The organism is Streptomyces stelliscabiei (genome assembly GCF_014873495.1).
GTDB classification, from domain to species: Bacteria; Actinomycetota; Actinomycetes; order Streptomycetales; family Streptomycetaceae; genus Streptomyces; species Streptomyces bottropensis.
In genome coordinates this window covers 7,729,983-7,752,494 of record NZ_JADBGF010000001.1, presented here as the reverse complement: position 1 = coordinate 7,752,494, position 22,512 = coordinate 7,729,983, and the positions used below count along the sequence as shown (strand labels likewise).

Annotated in this window: 20 protein-coding genes and 1 pseudogene; 10 read left to right on the top strand and 11 right to left on the bottom strand. The window is 69.6% G+C overall.

The window, feature by feature from the left end; translation table 11 throughout:
- Positions 1–481: 481 nt before the first annotated feature.
- The 5 genes from H4687_RS34325 to H4687_RS34305 form a co-directional block, all read right to left on the bottom strand.
- A complete protein-coding gene (locus H4687_RS34325; protein WP_199813425.1) occupies positions 482–613 on the bottom strand; it encodes an NAD(P)-binding domain-containing protein in 132 nt (43 codons plus the stop codon).
- 206 nt (positions 614–819) lie between these two features.
- A complete protein-coding gene (locus H4687_RS34320; protein ID WP_046917630.1) occupies positions 820–1,557 on the bottom strand; it encodes an NADPH-dependent F420 reductase in 738 nt (245 codons plus the stop codon).
- Between the two features lie 100 nt (positions 1,558–1,657).
- Entirely contained in the window at positions 1,658–2,251 is a 594-nt protein-coding gene (locus tag H4687_RS34315) for a TetR/AcrR family transcriptional regulator (protein ID WP_046917629.1), read from the bottom strand.
- Between the two features lie 244 nt (positions 2,252–2,495).
- Positions 2,496–3,332, bottom strand: a complete 837-nt coding sequence (locus H4687_RS34310; protein ID WP_046917628.1) for a helix-turn-helix transcriptional regulator — start codon at positions 3,330–3,332, stop codon at positions 2,496–2,498.
- A 504-nt stretch (positions 3,333–3,836) separates the two neighbouring features.
- Positions 3,837–4,586, bottom strand: a complete 750-nt coding sequence (locus tag H4687_RS34305) for an SDR family oxidoreductase (RefSeq protein ID WP_046917627.1) — start codon at positions 4,584–4,586, stop codon at positions 3,837–3,839.
- Between H4687_RS34305 and H4687_RS34300 the strand changes: the two genes are divergently transcribed.
- On the top strand, positions 4,555–4,992 hold the full coding sequence (locus H4687_RS34300) for a hypothetical protein (RefSeq protein ID WP_192781752.1): 438 nt from the start codon (positions 4,555–4,557) through the stop codon (positions 4,990–4,992). The genes H4687_RS34305 and H4687_RS34300 overlap by 32 nt on opposite strands.
- Before the next feature lie 864 nt (positions 4,993–5,856).
- Here the strand turns inward: H4687_RS34300 and H4687_RS34295 are convergent.
- Positions 5,857–6,447 carry an isochorismatase family protein gene (locus H4687_RS34295; protein WP_046917625.1) on the bottom strand — a complete coding sequence of 197 codons (591 nt, stop codon included), beginning with the start codon at positions 6,445–6,447 and terminating at the stop codon, positions 5,857–5,859.
- Between the two features lie 477 nt (positions 6,448–6,924).
- Between H4687_RS34295 and H4687_RS34290 the strand changes: the two genes are divergently transcribed.
- From H4687_RS34290 to H4687_RS34265, 5 genes and pseudogenes are all read left to right on the top strand, one after another.
- A complete protein-coding gene (locus H4687_RS34290) occupies positions 6,925–7,947 on the top strand; it encodes a polyprenyl synthetase family protein (protein WP_159026221.1) in 1,023 nt (340 codons plus the stop codon).
- A 75-nt stretch (positions 7,948–8,022) separates the two neighbouring features.
- Complete coding sequence (locus H4687_RS34285) at positions 8,023–9,150, top strand: terpene synthase family protein (RefSeq protein WP_050399291.1); 1,128 nt, start codon at positions 8,023–8,025, stop codon at positions 9,148–9,150.
- A pseudogene (locus tag H4687_RS34275) lies at positions 9,081–10,588 on the top strand (MFS transporter). Before H4687_RS34285 ends, H4687_RS34275 begins: the two are co-directional and overlap by 70 nt.
- 207 nt (positions 10,589–10,795) lie before the next feature.
- Positions 10,796–11,119: an HNH endonuclease gene (locus H4687_RS34270; protein ID WP_050399290.1), complete on the top strand. Its 324-nt coding sequence runs from the start codon at positions 10,796–10,798 to the stop codon at positions 11,117–11,119.
- Between the two features lie 259 nt (positions 11,120–11,378).
- Positions 11,379–11,696, top strand: a complete 318-nt coding sequence (locus H4687_RS34265; RefSeq protein ID WP_046916033.1) for an SCP2 sterol-binding domain-containing protein — start codon at positions 11,379–11,381, stop codon at positions 11,694–11,696.
- 374 nt (positions 11,697–12,070) lie between these two features.
- Here H4687_RS34265 and H4687_RS34260 read toward each other — a convergent pair whose 3' ends face one another.
- The 3 genes from H4687_RS34260 to H4687_RS34250 form a co-directional block, all read right to left on the bottom strand.
- The gene (locus tag H4687_RS34260) at positions 12,071–12,415 is read right to left on the bottom strand and encodes a hypothetical protein (RefSeq protein ID WP_046916034.1); all 345 of its coding nucleotides are present in this window, start codon (positions 12,413–12,415) and stop codon (positions 12,071–12,073) included.
- Positions 12,416–12,995: 580 nt separating this feature from the next.
- Positions 12,996–13,787 (bottom strand): hypothetical protein, encoded by a 792-nt coding sequence (locus H4687_RS34255; RefSeq protein WP_046916035.1) that lies wholly within the window; start codon positions 13,785–13,787, stop codon positions 12,996–12,998.
- Positions 13,784–14,332, bottom strand: coding sequence for an ATP-binding cassette domain-containing protein (locus H4687_RS34250; protein ID WP_404819292.1), 549 nt, complete (start codon positions 14,330–14,332; stop codon positions 13,784–13,786). The genes H4687_RS34255 and H4687_RS34250 overlap by 4 nt, the downstream gene beginning before the upstream one ends.
- Before the next feature lie 400 nt (positions 14,333–14,732).
- Here H4687_RS34250 and H4687_RS34245 point away from each other — a divergent pair, with 400 nt between their 5' ends.
- On the top strand, positions 14,733–15,962 hold the full coding sequence (locus H4687_RS34245; protein ID WP_046916036.1) for a flavin-containing monooxygenase: 1,230 nt from the start codon (positions 14,733–14,735) through the stop codon (positions 15,960–15,962).
- A gap of 578 nt (positions 15,963–16,540) precedes the next feature.
- On the opposite strand, the gene H4687_RS34240 is transcribed toward H4687_RS34245, so the two are convergent.
- Together H4687_RS34240 and H4687_RS34235 are read right to left on the bottom strand one after the other, a co-directional pair.
- A complete protein-coding gene (locus H4687_RS34240; RefSeq protein WP_046916037.1) occupies positions 16,541–17,869 on the bottom strand; it encodes a class I SAM-dependent RNA methyltransferase in 1,329 nt (442 codons plus the stop codon).
- A gap of 140 nt (positions 17,870–18,009) precedes the next feature.
- Complete coding sequence (locus H4687_RS34235) at positions 18,010–20,121, bottom strand: APC family permease (protein ID WP_046916038.1); 2,112 nt, start codon at positions 20,119–20,121, stop codon at positions 18,010–18,012.
- A gap of 158 nt (positions 20,122–20,279) precedes the next feature.
- Between H4687_RS34235 and H4687_RS34230 the strand changes: the two genes are divergently transcribed.
- From H4687_RS34230 to H4687_RS34220, 3 genes are all read left to right on the top strand, one after another.
- Positions 20,280–20,495 carry a hypothetical protein gene (locus tag H4687_RS34230; RefSeq protein ID WP_050399289.1) on the top strand — a complete coding sequence of 72 codons (216 nt, stop codon included), beginning with the start codon at positions 20,280–20,282 and terminating at the stop codon, positions 20,493–20,495.
- A 118-nt stretch (positions 20,496–20,613) separates the two neighbouring features.
- On the top strand, positions 20,614–21,285 hold the full coding sequence (locus H4687_RS34225; protein ID WP_046916039.1) for a potassium channel family protein: 672 nt from the start codon (positions 20,614–20,616) through the stop codon (positions 21,283–21,285).
- On the top strand, positions 21,285–21,962 hold the full coding sequence (locus tag H4687_RS34220) for a potassium channel family protein (protein ID WP_028796566.1): 678 nt from the start codon (positions 21,285–21,287) through the stop codon (positions 21,960–21,962). The genes H4687_RS34225 and H4687_RS34220 overlap by 1 nt, the downstream gene beginning before the upstream one ends.
- Positions 21,963–22,512 lie beyond the last annotated feature (550 nt).

Sequence of the window (22,512 nt, the reverse complement as noted above, 5' to 3'; positions counted from 1 at the left end):
ATTGAGCGTTGCTCAAACTGAGTTCGCTGGTCGTGGGGATGGTGTGGGCGGAGACTGAGGTGCTCGTGCCGGTCGGGGGTGTGATCGGTAGCAGGTGATCATCCGACGCGTTGCCGGTTCGCCGGAATCGCGATGTGGGGTTGGGAGTGCCTCGCAGGCTCCGAGGAGAGCCGGGTGGGAAGGGGGCTGCTGGTGGCGGACATACTGGTCTGGGTGATGCAGCGGAGAGTGGTGCTGGCCGATCGCGCCGAACGGCTTCGCAAGGAGCTCGCCGAGATCGATGCCGAGGTGGTCCGGCTGGAAGCCGCCGAGATGGTGATCGGGCAGTTCATTGAGGCCGAGCGGAGCGGGCAGGCCGACGACCCGGACGTGGCCGAGGAGTTGGAGCGGGTGACGACTCCGGGCGCGCGCGGGATGCGACTGGTCCCGCACCGCGAGCCGGGCATGGACGAGAGCGCGCTGCCCGCCAACTACCAGGCGATCATGAAGATGGTGACCGCGGCCTCGGAGCCGGTCCCGGCCAATTGGCCGCCTTCACCTCGTGCCCGGCCGCGCTCAACCGCCTGGTCAGCGTCTTGCCGATGTTCCCGGTGCCGAGAATGCCGATCTTCATGGTGAAACTCCTTGTCCGAAACGGAACCCCGGTGTCTGTGACCGGGGTTCTCGGGGCTGCGGGCCGGCCGCGGACGCGGTGGTGCGGGTGAGTAATGGCGGCCTTGCCGAAGTGAGCGCCGTTCTTCGTGTTCGTCGTGTGTGTTCGCGGCGCGCCGGCGTTGCCGCTCTCGTGTCGTTGCCTGGACGAGAGCGGCGCCGGGTGTCTCAGCGGTGGGCGGCGCGGTTCATCTCGACGACGTCGTCGACGGTGAGGTTGGCACCGAGGGCGGCGATGCGTTCCGGGAGGCTGTCGCGGATGGCGGCGTCCTTGGTGCGGTCGGCCGCGGCCAGGGCCGCGGGCAGCTCGGCGAGGGTCAACTCGGTGCAGTAGGCGGGGCTGTTGGGCTGCTGGCGCCAGGAGTCGGCCAGTGTCCCGGCGTCGTAGGGGTCGAAGCCGGTGTCGTCCACCAGGCTCATGGCCACGCGCCGCGCCTGCTCGTTGTCACCGGCGACGGGGATGGCGAGGCGGCCGGGTGCTCCGGCCGGAACACCCTTGGCCCGCTGGGTCTCTGCCAGGGCGGCGTTCCATGCCTTGACCACGGGGCGGCCCAGCTGCTCGGCGGTGTACACGCTCTCCACCTGGCCGTTGTCGACCGCCTCGATCGGCTCGCTGAGCATGCCGGGGTAGTAGTTCGCGGTGTCGATGACCACCGTCTCGTCGGGCACCGACGCGAACAGGTCCGCCAGCTGGCCCGCCACCCCGAACGGGATCGACAGGACGATGACATCCCGGCCCTGGACGGCGTCGGCGAGGTCCACCGCGCGAGCCCCGGACTCCAGCACCTCCGCCCGGACGGCCTCGGGGCCGCGGGCATCGGCCACCTGGACGTCATGACCAGCCGTGCTGAGCTTGACAGCGAGGTTCCCGCCGATGGCACCGGCGCCTATGACAGTAATTTTCATTATTTGTCCCTTGAGGGGTTGTGCCGCCCCTGAGGGCAGCGCGAGGTGATGGCCGTGCGGTGGTGCCGCCTGGCGTTGCGGGGGCGGGGCGCCTGGCGGTCTACGCCTGGGTGTCCCGCTGGCGGTAGCCGCTCGCGATGAGGGTGCGGAGCCGGTCGAGCGACTCCTCCTCGGTACCGGTGCCCTTGATCCAGGCCACGGAGCAGGCCGCGAGGAACAGGTCGTGCCCCCGCACCGAGGCACGCACGTGTCCCGCGCGCTGTGCTGCTCGCACGTACTGGTCGGTGGCGGTGATGAGGATGTCGCAGGGAATCGTGAGCGGGCTGTCCGGCTCCTGTGCGCGGGCCGCGGCCATGAGCGGTTCCGGCAGGCCGCTGTAGGCGCTGAAGTACTCCTCCATCGCCCGCAGCCATTGATCCAGCGCCTCGGCGGGGTCGCCGAGTTGCTCGATGCCTGTCCGGCGGGCCACGAGTTCCTCGGAGCGGGTCTGTAGCACGGCCGCGAGCAGCGCCTCCCGGGTGGGAAAGTGCCGGTACAGGGTGGCGGGCCCGACGCCCGCCTCCTTGGCCACCGCTTCGAGGGAGGTGCCGATCCCGTGCCGCAGGAAGTGCCGCTGCGCGGTCTCCAGGAGGGCCGCGCGGTTGCGCTGGACGTCCGCGCGCGGCTTGCGGCCCCGCTGTTCACCGGCACTCATGCGCCCTCCTGCCTGCCGTGGTCCTGCGGACGCATCAAAACGGATGCTGCCTCCGTATGCATTCGAGACTAAAACGGAGGCGGCATCCGGTCAAACCGGCGGCCCGACCACGGGAGCCCGGAAGTGCAGGGGCCGACATATCTGGCCGCAGAGCGCAGGGCAGAAGCCGTGCCGGCTGCACCATTCCAGGGTGCCCTTGTCCGGCCCCTGCAGCACGAACCGGCCCGGTCCCCGGTCCGGGACGTCAGGGGGTGAGCTGCTGGCGTCCGATGACGGAGAGCAGTTCGAGTTTGCTGTGGCTCTCCGTGCCGGGGCGGGTGGTCAGCACCACCAGAGTCTGGGCGCGGTTCTCGGTGTACAGGAGCTGGACGTCGACGTCGATGCGGCCGACTTCGGGATGGAGGAGGGTCTTGCAGTCGCCGTAGCGGGCGACCTCCTGCAATTCCCACATGCGGACGAACTCGGGGCTGTGTTCCTGGAGTTCGGCGAGGATTCGGGCGGCTCGGGGGGTGTCGCTGCCGGCTGTCAGCGCGGCCCGTAGGCGTGCCGCCTGGGCACGGCCGTGGCTTTCGTGGGTCTCCTCGGGATACACCAGGCGCTCGGCCGGGTCCATGAACCAGCGGTAGTAGCCACTGCTGGCCAGACCGGTGTGACGGGTCTGGTCGCCGAGCAGCGCAACGGCCAAGGGGTTCATCGCGAGGGTGTCGACCAGGTCGGTGGTTACCAGGGCCGGGGTATCGTCCAGGCGGTCCAGGACCCGCATCAGTGTCGGGCTGACGTGGTCGGAGCGGTGGAAACGGGCCGGGGCGTTGTGGCCGATGAGGACGAAGAGATGATCGCGTTCATCCAGGGTCAGCCGCAGCGCCCGGGCGAGCGCCGCGGTGATCTGTACGGAGGGCTGCGGAGCACGCTGCTGCTCCAGCCGGGCGTAGTAGTCGGTGGACATGCCGGCGAGCTGCGCGACCTCCTCGCGGCGCAGCCCCTGCGTACGCCTGCGCGGCCCCTCGACCAGCCCGACGTCGCGGGGCCGTAGCGTCTCGCGCCGGTGGCGCAGGAATGCCGCCAGTTCTCTCTTGTCCATGCCCTCATCCTCGTGGCATCCCGCCCGGCTATCCAGAGACCGCCGATCCATGGCTGAGCAGTCCCTTCCCGCCTGCGCAAGCCCACTCGGTCGGCCGACGTCGAGGCACTCGCAGCGAGAAGTCTCGATGGTCACCGGACGTGCATGACCCGCTGGGCAATGCGCCGCCCCGGCAGTGCGCCGCAGGCCGCCGGTACGGAAGACGGCCTGCGGCGACGGTCCCCCGTCAAGGACGCCCGCTTGGGACCGGTCCCGGGCCTCGTCGCCCGGCCCGGCCGGCCCGACGATGTTCACCGTGCCGGGCGCTCGCGTGCCCGTCGGCCCTCAGGACGCAGCCGGCCCCCTCTCGTGCGACGACCGGGGCGAAGCCGAAGACGCTTCCTTACCGTTCCGCATCCTCGGTGAGGACCACCCCGAAGCGGGTCCCGCTCGCGTTCGTCCCTCATGTGGCCCCACAGGACCCGCCCGCGTGCTGCTGGTTCCGCGTCGGTCACTACAGGTCGGTCAGCTACCGGTCATCATGGCGAGGACGTCGTCGTAGGAGCCGGTGGCCACCGCGTCGCGGATGAACCTTGCGGGCTCGACGACCAGCTCCTTCGCGTCGGGCTTCTCACGCAGCAGATCGAGGACCTCGGTGAGGAAGTCGTCCAACGGCATGGACTGCTCGCTGTCCTGCTGGCCCATCAGGGTCGTGCGCACGCCCGCCGGGACCACCTCTATCACCTGGACACCGGCGTCAGCACTGGCGAGCTGGATACGCAGGCTCTCGGAGAAGGAGTGCAGCGCGGCCTTGGTCGCGCTGTAGGTCGGCGTGATCGGGAACGGTACGAACGCCAGCGCGGAGGTGACATTCATGACGACCGCGTCGTCCTTGCCCACCAGCAGCGGCAGGAAGGCGTACGTCATCCGGATCGTGCCGAGCAGATTGGTCGCGACGTGATCCTCGGCGACCTGGAGTCCTGCCGGGTCAAGGACGCTCTCCAGCAGCTGAATGCCGGCGTTGTTGACCAGGACGTTCAACCCCGGGTGGCTCGCCGCCACGGCCTCACGGGCCCGGGCAATCGAGTCAGGGTCCGCGACATCGAGGACGACCGCGTCGATACCCGGGTGCTCGGCCGTGATCTCGTCAAGGAGTTCCTTGCGCCGGCCGGCGACAATCACCTTGTTGCCAGCCTCGTGCAGACGCACCGCCAGGCCGAGACCGATGCCAGAGGTGCCGCCGGTGATCAGGATCGTGTTGCCAGTCATCTTCATGGAGATCTTGCTCCTTCGGTACGGCGGGCCGGTGACCACCCGCAGCCTCGACCGTAAGAGCGCCCGCACAGGGGCGGGAGAGGAAGGTTTGTCCATGGATCGGCAGTCTCTGCCTCGTGAAGAGAACGCCGGCCGTCGGGCCAGGTCCTGCAGAAACTGGACGGGGGCCGCTGGCCGAGCAGTCGCGAAGGCGCATCGCGTCGGCGAAACGCTCGCCTACGAGGGCGTCGTCCAGGAGCTCATCGCGCGCTCACGCAGCGACTTCGCGCAGCCGAGCCTGCTCGTCCTCGAGACCGCCTGGTTGATCGACCGGCACGGCGCCAAGGTGGCGACGGCGGGCGCGGCGACTTTTACGGCTGCTATCTCAGCACGCGCTACCGACCCGCGCCTGGCGTCCAACTCCTGAGCCCGCGTGCAGTCTGAGTTTGATCATTGACCTCGCTGCTGTTTCAGGCGCACGAGCCTCGTGACGCCCCATCAGAAGCAGCGTCGAACGAGCGTCAAGACACCTCCCCCACCGCCCCCTCACGAAGCTGGGGCAGAGCGTTCATCGCCCGCACCCCGCTCTTCGAAGCAGCAGGTGAGGCATGTGGCGCGAGCCTGCGACGCACTCCACGCGATGGACTGAGGGAAACAGGTCGGGCACACCTCGACGCATCTGAGCAGTCCAAGAAAATCGCAGGTCAGAGCGCCTTTGAAGCCGGCTCGAGAATCGCCACGCACTCCACGTGGTGCGTCATCGGCAAGATGTCGGCTTCAGCGGGATCCGGAAAGTTGCAGGTCAGAGGCCATTTTGTGGCCCGCTGTACCGCCTGCGGGCGCCCGGAGCGTCAAACGAGCGTCATGGCCGACAACCCATCCCTTCCTATGGAGAGACAGGTCAGGCTGCCTCGACTCGTTCACGGCGGTTCTCCCAACTGGCCCGGCCGGCCTGGGCACGGGACGGCGCAACACCGGCCCCGGAAGTGGCCGGGCGCCGCGCCCTTCCCCTCCAGTTCGCCCTTGCCCCGAAGAGGGCGGCTGTGCCCAGCCATGCAGATGGCTCTGTTCGGCTTGGCCGGCGACGGCGGCCCCGGCGTGATGCTGATCAACGGGTAGGCCCCCAGCAGCCACGCCACGTTCGGGAAGTGCGCCCCTGATCCGTCGTCTCCCGGTCCGGGGGCGGGCCTCCACGGCCAGTCGGATGACGGCCACTGGAGGCTCCGGGACTCGTGACACGGCCGGTGCGCCTGTTGCGGGCAGGTCCTGTGGCGAAAGGCGACCGTTGTTCTCAGGCGAGGACGACTGGCTTGCCGCTCAACTTCACACCGGCTTGGCGTAGCTCATTGATCGCGGTGCTGGTGGTGTCGGCGGCAACGCCGGCGGTGTAGTTGAGCAGGACCCGGACGGCGAAGCCCGCCCGTACACCGTCGAGCGCGGTGGCCTTCACACAGTGGTCGGTAGCGATGCCGACGACGTCGAGATCACTGACGTGGCGGGCACGCAGCCAGTCGGCCAGCGACGTGCCGTCCTCGGCAGAGCCCTCGAAACCGCTCTTCGAGGCGGAGTACGCCCCCTTGAAGAACACCTCGTCCACGCCACCAGAGGTGACAGCGGGAGCGAAGCCGGGATGGAACTCGCCTCCCTCGCCGCCGACGACGCAGTGCTCGGGGAAAGAGTTCTGGAAGTCCGGGTGCTCGGAGAAGTGGGCCCCCGGGTCGATGTGGTGGTCACGGGTGGCGACGATGTGCGCGTACTTTCCGTCGGCACGCCGCACCAGGTCGGCGATGGCCACAGCCCTGCCCGCGCCGCCCTTCACCGGAATACTGCCGCCCTCGCAGAAGTCCTTCTGCACATCAACAACGATCAATGCACGGCGCACGGAGACCCTTTCCTTCGGAAGAACACACTGCCGGTATGGTCGCTCCCTCGGTCGGTGAGCTGACGCATTACTCGCCAGCACTCACCCGATAGGGACGCACTTGGTGAAAGGGTCGAGCACCTGGCCGAGAAACGCGCACCTGACACAGCCCATGCGGTTGTCCGCTGTCCGGCGCATCGGTAGATCGGCCGGCTTCAGAACTATGGGGTCGTCAGCCTGACAGCCCAAGGAAGTCGACCTCGACTGGGCCTGCAACTGCAGAGTTCCCCCTCTGTGGGGTGCGTAGAGCCGAACCCGCGCCCTTACGTGTGTGCTGGCTGGCCGGTATGGGCCGGGCGCGTGCGGCGCAGTGTGTCGTGCACGGGAGTGGAGTGGGCCAGGGGTGTGCGTCGGGCGCTGGTCGTCACACCCTGCCCCTCCCCCCGCTTGCACCTTGATTCTGGCGTGGACATGGCCTGATCCCTGGAAGGGGTTCGAGTGGCTGACTCACCTCGTGACTGCGAGACGATCCTCGCGCAAACCGCGACCTTGGTGCGGCCGTTGGTCCGGTCTCGCGTTCACACCCTGCCTCCTCAGATCAGGCATGTCGCGGGGCTGCATTTCGGCTGGTGGACCGACGACAGCACGGTCCTGAAGGCGCCGCCCGTCAGCAAGGGCGTGCGTCCGGCCCTTGCCCTGCTGGCGTGCCGTGCGGTGGGCGCAGACCCGTGTGCCGCGCGGGCGGCGGCCGTGGCGGTGGAACTGGTGCACAACGCCAGCCTGCTCCACGACGACGTCATCGACGAGGATCCGCTGCGCCGTGGCCGGCCCGCGCTCTGGGCGGCGAAGGGAGTTCCGGCGGCGATCCTTGCGGGCGACGCTCTGTTCTTCGCTGCCGTCCAGAGCGTGGCTGAGGCGCCGGACGCGGGCCGGACGGTGCCGGTGCTGCTGGCCGCCGTGCAGGCGCTGATCGAGGGCGAGTACCTCGACACCCTCATGGGATCCGGTACAGACGTCCGTGCGGACCGGGCCGCAGAGGTCGCGGCCGGCAAGACCGGCGCGCTGCTGGCCTGCGCCTGCGAGCTCGGCGCGACCGCGGGTGGCGCCGGCCCAGAGCGCGCCCAGCTCCTGCACGGTTTCGGACGGCGTCTGGGCATCGCCTACCAGTGCGTCGACGACGTTCTCGGCATCTGGGGGGAGGAGCCGGTGACGGGCAAGCCCGCCCTGTCCGACCTGCGCTCGCGCAAGGTCACCATTCCCGTCGCAGCCGCCATGGCCGGCCACACTCCACAAGCCCGGTCCCTGCGCGCTCTCTACAGCGCGAACGGGCCGCTGAGTGAGGAGGAGGCTGCGCGGGCCAGGGACCTGATCGAGCAGACCGGCGCACGGGAGGCCACGCTACGCCGCGCCCGCCGCCACCCCGCCGATGCCCTGCACCTCCTTGACCAGGTGCGGCCGGAGCCGGTGGCAGCCGCCGAACTGGCGGCCCTGGCCGACCTGATCACCCACCGCGACCACTGACCCTTCTGGGGCAACGCCGTTCCCGCAGCCCCCACCGATGCCACGCCGTTCGATCCGAACAGGGAGAACTCAGAAATGCACCCTGCAGAACTCCCCGAGGGGTTCTGGACCTTCTACTGCCCGCTCGAAGAGGAAATCGGCGCCGATGCGGAACGCCTGAGTGCCAACTGCGCCGCGTGGGCGCAGAAGTTCGACCTGGGGCGCGGCGATCCGAACCTGTCCGCGCTGTACGGGGCGGGAGGGGCCACCCTGATCACCCACGCCTTCCCCCACGCCAGCACGAACCCTGACCTGGCCCAGGTGCTGGCCGACTACAGCGCTTGGGCGTTCATGGCCGACGACTTCATCGTGCCCGACCCGGACGCCAGGGCCGACGTTCTTCACGCCGTGTACCGCTGGGCGCGCACCATGCTGTGCGCACGCTCCTGGGAGAGCCACACCACCCACCTCGACGACGCGCTGCGCAACGTCTTCGAGCGCCTGCGCGCCTGCATGAGCGATGTCCAGTACGAACGGTTCACCACCACACAGGCCGACTGGCTGCACGCGGAGCTCTGGGAGCGGGCCCTGAGCGAACGCGGCACCCCTCTGACGGTCAACGACTACCTGGCCGTGCGCCTCGGCGCCGTCGGCGTCCACGCCACACCCGGCTGCCTCGACGCGGTCGAAGGCACCGAACTCACCGCTCAGGAATGGTCCTCGCCCCTGGTGAAAGCAGCAACCGAAGCAGGTCTCTTCGCCGCCGCGTTGGACAACGACCGCTACTCCTTCTGCAAGGAGCGGGACCTGACGCAGGTCAACTACAACCTCTTCGGCGCACTCCAGCACGAACATCCCGACTGGACCCTCGAACAGGCCATGCTCGAGGGCATCCGGATCCGCGACACCATGCTCGCCCTGTATCTCCGCCTGCGCGAGCAGATTCTTCCCACTGCCAGCCCGGACCTGCGCAAGTACCTCACCGGCGTGGAGCTGGTGATCAGCGGCGACATCACCTTCGGTACCACCTGCATGCGCTACTTCGCCCCCGAAGCCGCCCCGGACATCCGGCGCACCGTCATGCCCCCCGCAAACTTGAGTGACGAGCCGCTGCCTTACCCGACCGTCGCCTGGTGGTGGGAGCACATCGCCCCATGCCAGGGTCCCCGCGTACCGCGCACCCGGGTAGGGCCCTGGCAGTGCTGTGCACTGGTCTGTTCCTGATCGGCCTCGACGTCACTGTCATGAACGTGGCCCTGCCCAGTCTCCAGTCTGCTCTGGATCCGGGCCCGCAGGGCCTGCTGTGGATCGCCGACGCCTACACCCTCGCACTGGCCTGCTGCCTCTTGGTTGCCGGAGTGTGGAGCGATACGCACGGCCGGCGCCGCGCCTTCACTCTGGGCCTGGCCCTGTGCGGGGCGGCGTCGGTGGCCGGGGGGCTGGCCACCGGCACCGGGCAGGTCGTCGCGGCGCGCTGGCGATGGGCTGCGGTGCGGCGCTGCTGATGCCCTCCACTCTCTCGTTGATCACCGTGGTGTTCCCCGATCCGGCCGGCCGCCGCAAGGCCGTCGCGGTGTGGGCGTTCGTGGCCGGCCTCGGGGCGCTGGCCGGCCCGGTGATCGGCGGCCTACTGGTGGAGCACTACGGCTGGCGGGCCGGGTTCTGGATCAACGTGCCCGTGGTCGTCGTGACCCTGGCGGGGACCGGGTGGTGGGTTCCCGAATCCCGCCACCCCCGCCCCGGCCCCGGCCCCCCGGACCGGGTCGGAATGGGGGCGGTCACTTGCGGGATGGGGGCCCTGGTGTGGTCGATCATCCAGGGCCCGGTCCGCGGCTGGATCGACCCCGCCATCGGAGCCGGATTCATCCTCGCTGTCCTGGCGTTCGCCCTCCTCCCGTGGTGGGAGAAGCGCCATCCCGCACCGCTCCTGCCGCCAAGGCTCTTCGCCGACCGTCGGTTCACCGCCGCCGTGGCCGCGCTGGCCTGGATGTTCTTCGCTCTCTTCGGCTCCCTGTTCCTGCTCACCCTCTACCTCCAGACCCAGCTGCACTACGCCCCCGCCCAGACCGGGCTGCGGCTGCTGCCGCTGGCCGCGGCCCTGGGCGCGGGGGCAGGCGCGTCGCTGCTGATCGCACCGCGCTGGGGCGACAGACTGACCGTCACCACGGGGATGCTGCTGGTCGCGTCCGGATTCGGTTTCCTGGCCCTGGCCCCGCCCGTTTCCGGATACGGTCCCGCTGTCGGCTACCAGCTGGTCGCCGGCTTCGGCGCAGGACTCGCGGCTCCACCCGCCACCGAGGCAGTCCTCGGAGCGGTGCCCGGCGAACAGGCCGGCACCGGGGCCGCCGTCAACGACCTGGTCCGCGAGGTCGGCGGAGCCCTCGGCATCGCCGTCCTCGGCTCCCTCCTCGCCGCACACCACGCACAAGCCGGCGCCCCTCGGGGACCATTGCCGCATTCCCCACCGGCAGGCCCCTGCGCCGCCCTCCCCGCTGCGCCCTCGGTGACGTTCATGAACGGCCTGCACACCGCTTCCTGGGCCGCCGCGGCGGCCGCCCTGTCCGCAGCGCTCATCGCCGCCGTAGGGCTGCCCCGCCATGCAGGGCCTGCGCACCCTGCCGCGCAGCCTGCTCACGCACCGCAGCTGGAGAGTGAACTGTGAGCTGAGCACGCCTTCTGGAACGGCCCTCGGACTCCCAGCCCGGACAGCAGCGTTTGCCGACGCAGCGGTCCCGCCAGCAGGCTGGTCAGGAGCGAGTGTGTGAACGGCGCCGTTCACACAGGTGAGCCGGTGCGGTATCCATGCGGCGAGATCCCCCGCCGGCGCTACCTACATGACAGCGAAAGGTCATGAAGGGCGGATGCGGGCGTGGAGGGACAGGGCCGCTGCGGTCTACACCCAGTCCCGCTCGCCGAAGCGTGGGACTCCGGTGGCTGGCGGTGGACCAAGGCCGAACGCGTCGCGTACGCCAACAACCTCGACGTCGAGCATCACCTGATCGCGGTCACCCCGCGGTCCAACCGGCAAAAAGCCGACAAGGACGTCACCCAGTGGCTTCCCATCGAGCCGGCACGCTGCCGGTACGTCACCGAATGGGTCGCCGTGAAACGCGACAACCAGCTCAGCGTCGACGAGAGCGAACGGCAGACTCTCATCGACCTCCCCAGCCAGTGCCCCGCAGAAGTGGCCTGACCTACCCGCGCACCGGCTGGGACGGCCGGCGGCCCAGCCGCCCTGCCAGAGCTGCCCAGCCGACGCGGCGCCGTCAACCTCGTTGCGGCCGCACGCGAACGTATGTGCCGGAGCTGGCCGCAGGGCGGCACCCCTTCGCTCCCCCCGAAGAGTGATCTTCCGCCTGTCCGCATACGGGCGGACACCCAGCGTGACAGGGTGAATCGTCCAGCTATGCCCAAGCACCCAGAGGAGAACGGATGGCTGTCGACGTGCAGAAGTGGTTCACGAAGACATCGGCTCCGGTCTTGAACGCCACGCCGACGAAGCACGCAAGGTCGACTACCAATTCCATGTCGTCATCACAGGCCAGGGCGGCGGGGACTGGCGGGTCAACCCGCAGGCCCCGAAGGTCGTGCAAGGAGACCCGGGTGGCGCCGACCTCACCATCACGATGAACTCCTCGACCTTCGCCGAGTTCTACGACCACCCGCGCCAGACCCTCATGACCGGGTCTTTCGCCGGAAAGATCAACATGGCTGGCAATCAGATGGCAGGGGAAAAATTCGCCGACCTGATCGAGCTCGCCAAGAAGTAGACGCGACAGACCTGGGATGGCAAGGGCTCGCGCAGGCTCATCCCGGTGTGAGCAGTTGACGCACAGGCAATCCCGGCGAGATTGAGCAGGGCCGGTCAGCGCACCGGCCACGGGAGGGCCGCGACCGTCTCGGGGCACGCCGCCAGCGAGGTTCAGACTGATCCCGCGTACCCGATCCCTCGGGCCATGCGTTGCCCCCCGTGCAGGCCGAGCCGCTGACCGCGACTGTGGGTGAGCCGTGCTGCCCCGCCCCACCCACAGTCGCGGTGGCGATCAGAACCCTGGGCTCGCCCAGTGCGCCACGACCGAGGTGCGTCCGCCGTCGTTGCTGAGAACGGAGGCGTTGCCCTCTCCGGCGTAGCGGCCGTGGAGCGTCACCGTCTCCCCGACCTGGAGAGCGACCAGGACCGCCTGTCCGACCGTGTCCTGAACCGCTTCGGTATCCGGGCCCTGGCGGCCGTGCGTGCTTCACTGCCCTCGATGCGCACGCCGTCCTTGTCCAGCCAGGTGTGGATCCACAGCGCCCGCTGATTGCCGGAGCTGAACGAGGTGCGGACGTGGTAGGTGAGCTCCCACACCCCCGGGAAGGGGATCGTGAGTTCCGGCACCTCGGAGATGCGCTCCGCGGTGGTGGTGAGCGGGTGGTTGAAGGCGAGCGGTCCGGTCTGTACCCATTGCGAGCCGCCCTGGACGGTGGCCGCAGCCGTCGTAGCTGTCATGACTAAAACGGTAGCTTTGGTCACACAGAGTAAGAAGCATCGTCCTGGCAAACCCACCCGTCGAGTGGTCAGGAAGCGCAAGCCGGTTCAGAAGCAAGCCCGGAGCCTCCTTCTCCGGGCCGTAGATGCGGCGGATGTTGCAGCTGCACACTCGGCGAGTCAGGGGTGACGTTCTGGGGCTCTCGGTACTCCTCGAACGAGACGTAGCGGGCGACACGGGCCGGCAAGTCGTCCTGCCCGTAAGCGAACTTCATGTGCTGACCGGCAGCGAGGTCGTGCGGGCCGGCGTACTGGACGCAGACCTGGCTCGCCTTGCGTCCAATACCACCAGGTCAAATCGACGGCGGCAGGTTCACGGGCTTCTGCAACTCCCTGCTGGACCAGGTCCGCCCGAGCGACAACGACGACGTCGCCATGGTTGCCCTGCGCACACCCCCTGCGGCACAGCAGTAATGACGCGAAATGCCGCGCGCACTATTCGCGGACAAGGGGTGAGCCGCCACCGGCAACCCACTCACACCGCTGATGGGACAGTCCTCGGGCCAAGCAGAATCCCGCAGGAGGACCGTCCGCACAGTGATCACCCTGCCTGGGCTCTCGTCCTGCGGGACCACGGGGAGCGGGAAGGTCGGTGGGTGTGGAGGACGAGCAGCGCCAGGGCGCCGGTCGCTGCGGACCAGATGAGGGAGAGCAGGCCGTGAAACCAGGGGATCTGCGAGGTCAGGGCTGAGCTCAGCGCCAGCTGGTTCACGCCGTACAGAGGAAGCGCGGACACGCCCGCCACATCCATGAGCGTGTTGAAGACGGGATTCTGCAGGCCGGTGTCGACCAGGCTGAGCATGATGATGAGGAAGAAGCCCTCCAACTCGCCACGGACCAGAGAACCGAGCAGAAGACCGATGCCGCCATAGGCGAGGCCGGCGCCCGCAAGGGCCAGCGCCAGGGGTGCTGCGTGGCGTACGGGCAGGGAGATCCACAGCAGGATCGTGGTGTAGAGGGCCAGCAGAGCGGCGGTGAGGGCGACGGCAGCAAGTTTGGCCAGCAGTATCGGCAGCCGGGGGTAGCCCGCCAGCAGCAGACGGCGGTCCACCTCCCGCGATTGGAAGGTCTCGGTGAAGGCGACGAAGCCGGCGACCATGGTGATGGCGCCCAGCGCGCTGGCCACCTGGCCCACCTGGCCGGCCGGAGCGGAGACGTGGCCGCTGATGGCGTCCAGCCAGATACGCACCACTTGGTCGGAGGTGCACAAGCGCGCCACGAAAATCCAGATGGGGATGAACGCGACCGCCAGAGCCAGGGCCAGCCGGTTGCGCAGGTGGCCCTGCAGAGTGCAGCGCAGCAGTTCGGTGAATGCCGTCCAGGAGAGGCTCAACGCTCGGTCTCCTCGAAGTGCAGACGGCCCTGGCGCAGATGAGCGATCGCATCGAAGTGGTGCAGGTCGTGCAGCAGGTGCGAAACCACGATGATCGACCGGCCCTGATCACGCAGATCGGCGGCCAGGGCCCAGAACCGCTGATGAGTGTCCCAGTCGAAACCCTGGTAGGGCTCGTCCAGGACCAGCAACTGCGGATCGTGCATGAGAGCGATCAGCAGGTTCAGCTTCTGTCGCGTTCCGCCACTGAGCTCGCCGACCTGCTGGCGCCGGCAGCCGGTCAGCGCCAGCAGCTCCATCAGCTCGTCGGCCCGCTCCAACGTCGGCAGCCGGTAGGCCACCTGGAACAACCGCAGATGCTGTCCGACGGTGAACGCATCGTTGAGCAGCGCCTGTTGTGGGCAGTACCCGACCGCCCCGGTCCGTGCCACCGTTCCGCAGTCGGGCGCAAGGTGGCCTACGGCGATCTGCAGCAGGGTGCTCTTGCCCGCGCCGTTCTCGCCGACGACTCCCACCAGCGTCCCGGCGGGCACGTCGAGATCCACATCGCGCAGGATCTGCCTGCCGCCGTACGCCTTGCAGACTCCGCTGATCCGCAGCCGTGGCCGGTGGCACGTCGTTACTGCCTGCACATGAGCCCCTCGAAAGATCGGACAGGTGGAGCGAGCCGACCCGGAGCCCGCCGCACAGGCCGAGGCCGCGCAGGCTCATGTCCCCTGGCCTGCCCGGCTCATGACCGCTCAGCCGCGCCCGGCCGGACAGTCCCGACGGTCTTGCCCTCGGCGGACCGATCCGCCGCGCTGCTGCCCGGTGTCCAACGAGTCCGTACCGCTGGTGTAACGGCAGCCACCCGCTGTCCGTTGAGCAGCCGACACCACCACTTCACAGGCTTTGCGCCTCCCCGTCGAGCGTGACCCGCTCCGCGGTCCGCCGTTGTAGGAGGCGATGCCCTCGACACCGCAGCGAAACCTCAGCGCTCCCACGATCGTGATCGGAGCCGGCCCCCACGGCCTGGCGGCCGCCGCGCTACTGAACCGCTCCGGAGAGCCGGCCGTGATCCTGGAACGATCGGACCGGGTGGGAGCGAGCTGGGCGCAGCGCTATGACCATCTACGCCTGCACACCACTCCCGGCACCTCGAGCCTCCCCGGCCTGTCGCTGCCGCGCCAAGCGGGCCCGTGGGTGAGCCGGGACGACTATGTGCGATACCTGGAGAGCTACGTCGCCCATCACCGACTCGACGTCCGGGTGACGACCCCGGTGCAGCGCATCGAACGGGCCGAGCCGGGTCCAGGAGCCCAGTGGCTGGTCCACACCCCCGACGGCCCGGTGACTGCTGATGCGGTCGTGGTGGCCACCGGCCGCTGCCACACCCCGAACCTCCCCGACTGGCCCGGACGTTCGACCTTCACCGGCACCCTGCTCCACTCGGCCCACTACCGCTCTCCGGCCCCCTACCGCGGGCAGGACGTCCTGGTGGTCGGCGCCGGTAACAGCGGAACGGAGATCGCGAGCGTCCTGGCCGGGGCCGGGGCCGCACGGGTATGGATCGCAGTCCGTACCCCACCCAACATCCTGCCCCGCTCCAGCGCCCGATGGCACGCGGCCGGCCGGCTGACGGAGATCCTCCCGCTCGCGTGGCGCGACCGCACTTCCCTGCTCACGCAACGTCTCGCGGTGCCCGACCTGACCTCACGGGGACTCCCCCGGCCCCGCACGGGCCTGTACACCCGCAATGCCCGCGAAGGGGTCAACCCCGTGCTCGACCACGGCTTCGTGGACGCAGTCCGGTCCGGGCAGGTCGAGCCGGTCGCAGCCGTCCAGGCGTTCGACGGCCCCGACGTGGTACTGGCCGACGGCACCCGACGGCGCCCCGACACGGTCATCGCCGCCACCGGGTACCGGCCCAACCTGCACGACCTGGTCGGGTCCCTGGGTGTTCTCAACGAGGACGAGCAACCCCTCGCCGTAGGCGCACAGACCCATCCCGAAGCCTCGCACCTGTACTTCACCGGATACACCAATCCCCTCACGGGTGTCCTCCGTCAGGCCGGCATCGAAGCGCGCGCCATCGCGCACGCGCTACGACGCGAGACGGTGCGGGTCCCCCTTCCCTCCCCGCGCGTCGGCGACCGCACGACCGACACGCTCCACAGAGGGCACGCTTCGAGTTGACGAGCCTCGGAAGCTCGGTCCTTCAGCGGCGTGCCCCGCAGGGCGAGTGGATGGCGTCGCGCCTACGGCGACACAGTCCCTTGTTCCTAGGCCGTCGGCCAGGACCTGTCGGCCTCCTTCTCGTCAGCTGACGGCGACGGGCCGCTGACGAGAAGGAGGCGGCCGGTGGATCGGCCCATGCCCTGCAGCGGGTGGAGGTCGTCCCGGCGAGGAGAAGGTCAACTGTCCCGACGCGGGAAAGGGTGCGGATGCTCCTCGGAGACGTAGGTGGAGGTCCAACCGCAACCTCGGCGCCTCGTCCCGTTGATGACGCTCTGATACACGATTCTTCTTCCTACGCACCCGCAGGAGCAGCCACCCACCTGACGCTCCGTCGGAAACAGCGTCAAATGAGCGTCAGGACGGTTTCCCATACGCCCCCATGGACGGAGGGGAACGCGCCCATCACCTCGCGAGACGCCCCACGAAGCCGCAGATCAAACCCATTCCCCGGCACCAGGACACGTTCCACGTCGTGTATTTCGGGGAACAGGTCGGGCACACCTCGACGCACCTGAGCAGTCCAAGAAAATCGCAGGTCAGAGCGCCTTTGAAGCCGGCTCGAGAATCGCCACGCACTCCACATGGTGCGTCATCGGGAACAGATCGAACGCCCGCAGCATCCGAACCCGGTACCCGCCCTCCTTGAAGTACCCGAGATCCCGCGCCAGCGCCGCCGGGTCGCAGGCCACGTAGGCGATGCGGCGGGCGCCCAGCGACGCCATGTGCTGGACGGTCTTCTTGCCCGCCCCGGCGCGCGGCGGGTCCAGGACGATGAGGTCGACCTTGTCGATACCCGTGCGCGGCAGTACCGCATCGACCTTGCCCTGTTCGATCCGCACCCGGTCGAAGCCGGCGAGGTTGTGCCGCGCGTCCTCGACCGCGCGCTTGCCGGACTCGATGCCGAGCACGGCGCCCTTGTCGCCGACCCGGTCGGCGAGGGCGCCCGCGAAGAGGCCCACCCCGCAGTAGAGGTCCAGCGCCATGTCGCCCTTGCGCGGCAGCAGGCCCTGCATGACGGCCTTGACGAGGGTGTCGGCGGCCTTGGGGTGGACCTGCCAGAAGCCGCCGCTGCCGACCCGGTACGTACGGTCGTCCGCGCGCTCGCGCACGAAGGGGCGGCCGTGCACGCGGTGCACGCCCCCGTCCTTCTCCTCGACCCGCATCACCGACACCGGCCGGTCCAGCTCGACGATCGGCAGGCGCGCGCCCGGCCGGGGTTCGAGGATCACCTGGCGGTCCTGCGAACCGGTGGCGGCGATCGCGTCGATGGAGGCCATGCCCGCCCAGTCGCGCTTCTCGATGCCCAGTTCGGAGACGCCCGGCGCGGCGATCATGCAGCGGTCGATCGGCTCGACCTCGTGCGAGCGGTGCCTGCGCAGCCCGGCCCGGCCCTCGGCGTCCACCGCGTACTGCACGCGCGTGCGCCACGCCGGAACCTCGCCCGCCGGAACCTTGTCGCCCTCGGCCGGCATGACCGTGCCGTCCCAGCCCGCCTCCTCGGGCGTGAGGCCCGCGAGCCGCTGCAGCTGCTCCGCGATGACCTCGCCCTTGAAGCGCCGCTGGGCGCCGGGCTTGGCGTGCTGCCAGTCGCAGCCGCCGCAGCGGCCGGGGCCGGCGTAGGGGCAGGGGGCCTCGACACGGTCCTTGGAGGCCGTGAGGACCGAGACCGCGTCCGCCCGCAGGAAACGCGCCCCCTCCTCGCCGTCGGTCACCCGCGCCACGACCCGCTCGCCCGGCAGCGCGTGCCGGACGAAGAGGACCTGGCCCTCGGACGTACGCGCGATGCAGTGGCCGCCGTGGGCGACGGGGCCGACCTCGACCTCGTACTCCTCTCCCACCAGCGATTTCTTCGGTTCTGCCTGCATGGTGGGGTGACTCCAGAAGATGGGGAACGCGACAACGGCCGGACAACAGCCCACCAGTCTACGTGGGTGCCGTCCGACCGTTGACCACGAACGTCGGCCGGGGAGCGCGTGGCCCGGGCGCGCGTCGGCCCGGGAGCGGGTCAGCCGTGGTCGGCCGACGACGTTCCCGACGGCTTGTCCGGTGCCTTGCCCGACGCCTTGGCCGACGCCTTGGCCGAGGATTCCTTCGGCCGCTCGTGCGCCGGTCCGCGCCGTACCGAGCCCGGCGCGCTCCACTCCTGCCGCTTGCGCGCCCGCCGCTTGGCGACCTCGGAGGACTCCAGCTGGTACGGCACGGAGGTGACCATGACACCGGGCGTGAACAACAGTCGGCCCTTGAGCCGGAGCGCGCTCTGGTTGTGCAGCAGGTGCTCGTACCAGTGACCGACCACGTACTCGGGGATGATCACCGACACCGCGTCGCGCGGCGACTCCTTGCGCAGCCCCTTGACGTACTCGATGACCGGCCGGGTGACCTCGCGGTAGGGCGAGTCGAGGACCTTCAGCGGTACGTCGATGCCGCGCCGCGTCCACTCCTCCTGGAGGGCCTTGGTCTCGACCGGGTCGACGTTGACGCTGAGCGCCTCCAGGGTGTGCGAGCGCATCAGCTTGGCGTAGGCGAGGGCCCGCAGGGTGGGGCGGTGGATCCGGGAGATCAGCACCACGGAGTGGACCCTCGACGGGCGGACGACGTCGTCGCTCGGGCCCTCCGGCGCGGCGATCTCCGCGGCGACCCGGTCGTAGTGCTTACGGATGGCCGTCATCGTCGCGTAGAAGATCACCATGCCGAGCAGGGCGACCCAGGCCCCGTGCGTGAACTTGGTGCCGAGGACGACGATCAGGACCAGGCCGGTGAAGAAGGCGCCGAAGGTGTTGATCGCGCGGGAGCGGACCATGTGGCGCCGCTTGGCCGGGTCCTTCTCGGTGCGCAGATGGCGGTTCCAGTGCCGGACCATGCCGGTCTGGCTGAGCGTGAAGGAGACGAACACCCCGACGATGTACAGCTGGATCAGACGCGTGGAGTCGGCGCCGTAGATCCACACCAGGAGCACGGCGGCGCCGGCCAGCAGCACGATGCCGTTGGAGAAGGCGAGGCGGTCGCCGCGGGTGTGCAGTTGGCGCGGGAGGTAGCGGTCCTGGGCGAGGATCGAACCGAGCAGCGGGAAGCCGTTGTAGGCGGTGTTGGCGGCCAGGAACAGCACGAGGGCGGTGGCGGCGGCCAGCACGACGAAGAGGAACGTGCCGTCCCCGAAGACGGCGGCGGCCACCTGGGAGATCACCGGGTTCTGGACGTAGGAGTCGCCGACCGGGGTGCCGTCGCGGAACAGGTCGTTCGCCGGGTTCTCCGCCATCCGCACCTTGGTGGCCATGGCGAGGCCGATGATGCCGCAGAACATGGTGACCGCGAGCAGGCCCATCGCGGCCAGCGTGGTGGCCGCGTTCTTCGACTTGGGCTTGCGGAAGGCGGGGACGCCGTTGGAGATGGCCTCGACCCCGGTGAGGGCGGCACAGCCGGAGGAGAACGCGCGCAGCAGCAGGAAGACGAGCGCGAAGCCGGCCAGACCCTGGTGCTCGGGCTTGATCGCCAGGTCGGCGGTCGGCGCCCGCATGGTCTCGTCGAGGACCAGCCCGCGGAACGCGCCCCACGCGATCATCAGGAAGACACCGACGACGAACACGTAGGTCGGGATCGCGAAGAGCTTGCCCGACTCCTTCACCCCGCGCAGGTTCATCAGCGTGAGCAGCACGATGATGCCGATCGCGCACAACACCTTGTGCTCGACGAAGAAGGGGATGGCCGAACCGAGGTTCTCCACGCCAGAGGAGATCGACACGGCGACGGTGAGGACGTAGTCGACGAGGAGCGCGCTGGCGACGGTGAGACCGGCCTTGGGGCCGAGGTTGGTGTTCGCCACCTCGTAGTCGCCGCCGCCGCTCGGGTAGGCGTGCACGTTCTGGCGGTAGGACGCCACGACGGTGAACATCAGCACGACGACCGCGACGGCGATCCAAGGGCTGAAGTGGTAGGCCGACACGCCCGCGATGGAGAGGACCAGCAGCACCTCTCCGGGTGCGTACGCCACGGACGAGAGCGGGTCGGAGGCGAAGACGGGGAGTGCGATGCGCTTCGGCAGGAGCGTTTCGCCCAGCCGGTCGCTGCGCAGGGCCCGCCCGATCAGGATCCGTTTGGGCACGTCGGTCAGTTTGGACACGCAGAGGATCGTAAGCGCCCCGACTGGTTCTGGGCACATCCGGGTGAAATCCCGGCGGGCCCCGGGGTGAAATCCTTCCCGGGACGGCTGCGAAGTGCGTCACGTCACGCATCCTCCGGTCTCATGGACCGCGTCCTCACGTCTATATGACGAATCCCGTGCGCTCGCAACACCTGCCGGAGGCGCTCGCCGACCGCCGGGCGTGCTCCGCGTCCACGACGAACGCCGTGACGTACTCGTCCACCTCACCCTCTGGAGACCCCATGCAGGCCGCGACCGCGGAGTTGATCGGCGCTCTCGCCTCCCTACTCGGGCTGGGCGTCCTGACGGGGATCAGCGTCCGCCGGATCAGCCGACGTCGTCCCACGATGTGACCCGAGTCTGCACGGGGGTGCCCCCGGTGGACCGCACGTGTGTAGCTTGGGCGACGGTCTGAGACCCTGTTTTCGACGTTTCGGCTGAACAGTAGCTATTGACACCGGAAGGACGGTCGTGCACATCGTCATCATGGGCTGCGGGCGAGTGGGTTCCACCCTCGCCCAGACCCTGGAGCAACAGGGGCACACGGTCGCCGTGATCGACCGGGACCCCACGGCCTTCCGTCGTCTGGGCTCGGGTTTCGGCGGCCGGCGCGTCACCGGGATCGGCTTCGACCGCGACACCCTGCGCGAGGCGGGCATCGAGGAGGCGGGCGCGTTCGCCGCCGTCTCCAGCGGCGACAACTCGAACATCATCGCCGCCCGCGTCGCCCGCGAGATGTTCGGCATCGACAACGTGGCGGCACGGATCTACGACCCCCGCCGCGCGGAGGTCTACCAGCGCCTCGGCATCCCGACGGTCGCCACGGTCCGCTGGACCGCCGACCAGATGCTCCGCCGGCTGCTGCCCTCCGGGGCCGAGCCGCTGTGGCGCGATCCCACCGGCGGCGTCCAGCTCGCCGAGGTGCACGCCTCGTCCGCCTGGGTGGGCCACAAGATCAGCAAGATGCAGGAGGAGACCGGGGTCCGCGTCGCCTTCCTCACCCGCCTGGGCGAGGCGGTTCTGCCGACCTCGCAGACGGTGCTGCAGGAGGGCGACCTCGTGCACGTGATGATGCGGACGGACGACGTGGAGAAGGTCGAGGCGACCTTCGCCGAGGGCCCCGACGAAGAGGGCGGTCACTGATGAGGGTCGCCATTGCCGGAGCCGGAGCGGTGGGCCGCTCGATCGCGGGCGAACTGCTGGAGAACGGCCACGAGATCCTGCTCATCGACAAGGCGCCGACCGCGATCTCGGTCGAGCGCGTCCCCCAGGCGGAGTGGCTGCTGGCCGACGCCTGCGAGATCACCTCGCTGGACGAGGCCGCGCTCCAGCGCTGCAACGTCGTCATCGCCGCGACCGGCGACGACAAGGTCAACCTCGTCGTCTCGCTGCTGGCGAAGACGGAGTACGGCGTCCCGCGCGTCGTCGCCCGCGTCAACAACCCCAAGAACGAGTGGCTGTTCAACGAGTCCTGGGGCGTGGACGTGGCCGTGTCGACCCCGCGGCTGATGTCGGCCCTGGTCGAGGAGGCGGTCAGCGTCGGTGACCTGGTCCGGCTCCTCCGCTTCAGCCACGGCGACGCCAACCTGGTCGAACTGACCCTGCCGCCCGAGTCGGCCCTGGCCGGCACGCAGGTGGGCGACGTCGAGTGGCCGGAGGACACCTCCCTGGTCACGATCATCCGCGGCACCCGGGTCCTCACCCCCACCGCGGACGACTCCCTGGAGGCGGGTGACGAACTGCTGTTCGTGGCCGCCCAGGCTCGCGAGGAGCAGCTGGAGGACCTCCTCTCGGTCCGCCGTGAGGACGCGACGAGCTGAGCGACCGCCTCACGGCAACGACAACAAGGGGCGCCCGGAGAATTCCGGGCGCCCCTTCGCTTTCGGTACCGCGGGTCGGTTGCGCTTTCGATACCGCGGGGGGGTGCGCTCTGCTCTCGGCACCGCGGGGGGGGGCGACTTCGCTCTCGGTACTGCGGGATCGGCTTCGCTTTCGGTACTGCGGGTCGGCGCGACTGTCCGGCGCCGCTGCTCAGTGCTTGCGCCCCGGTGCGGGCCCGCAGCGCCTCCGGCCGGTCCGCCGGTCCAACGGGCAGCGCTTACGGCCGGTTCCCGTCGGGCAGCCCCTCCGCCCGGTACGGCTGCGCGGTGCCTCTGCCCGGAACCGCTCCGCAATGCTCTTGTTCAGGGCTTCTGGTCAGTGCCGCTGCTCAGCGTCCCGCCCGGTGCGGCACCGCAGCGCCTCCGGGGTCGGTGCCTCTGTCAGGTGCCCTCGCAGCGGTGCCGCGCACCCCACTGGGGCCCTCCAGCCCGTCCCCGCCCCCTCCAGCCCGCCCGCGCCCGGCGCTTGAGGACGAGGCCCTTCAGGCAG

What these genes read in the sequence shown, in the direction of transcription:
- H4687_RS34325 (WP_199813425.1), bottom strand. Translation starts at nt 613, where the DNA reads ATGAAGATCGGCATTCTCGGCACCGGGAACATCGGCAAGACGCTGACC.
- H4687_RS34320 (WP_046917630.1), bottom strand. Translation starts at nt 1,557, where the DNA reads ATGAAAATTACTGTCATAGGCGCCGGTGCCATCGGCGGGAACCTCGCT.
- H4687_RS34315 (WP_046917629.1), bottom strand. Translation starts at nt 2,251, where the DNA reads ATGAGTGCCGGTGAACAGCGGGGCCGCAAGCCGCGCGCGGACGTCCAG.
- H4687_RS34310 (WP_046917628.1), bottom strand. Translation starts at nt 3,332, where the DNA reads ATGGACAAGAGAGAACTGGCGGCATTCCTGCGCCACCGGCGCGAGACG.
- H4687_RS34305 (WP_046917627.1), bottom strand. Translation starts at nt 4,586, where the DNA reads ATGAAGATGACTGGCAACACGATCCTGATCACCGGCGGCACCTCTGGC.
- H4687_RS34285 (WP_050399291.1), top strand. Translation starts at nt 8,023, where the DNA reads ATGCACCCTGCAGAACTCCCCGAGGGGTTCTGGACCTTCTACTGCCCG.
- H4687_RS34260 (WP_046916034.1), bottom strand. Translation starts at nt 12,415, where the DNA reads ATGACAGCTACGACGGCTGCGGCCACCGTCCAGGGCGGCTCGCAATGG.
- H4687_RS34245 (WP_046916036.1), top strand. Translation starts at nt 14,733, where the DNA reads ATGCCCTCGACACCGCAGCGAAACCTCAGCGCTCCCACGATCGTGATC.
- H4687_RS34240 (WP_046916037.1), bottom strand. Translation starts at nt 17,869, where the DNA reads ATGCAGGCAGAACCGAAGAAATCGCTGGTGGGAGAGGAGTACGAGGTC.
- H4687_RS34220 (WP_028796566.1), top strand. Translation starts at nt 21,285, where the DNA reads ATGAGGGTCGCCATTGCCGGAGCCGGAGCGGTGGGCCGCTCGATCGCG.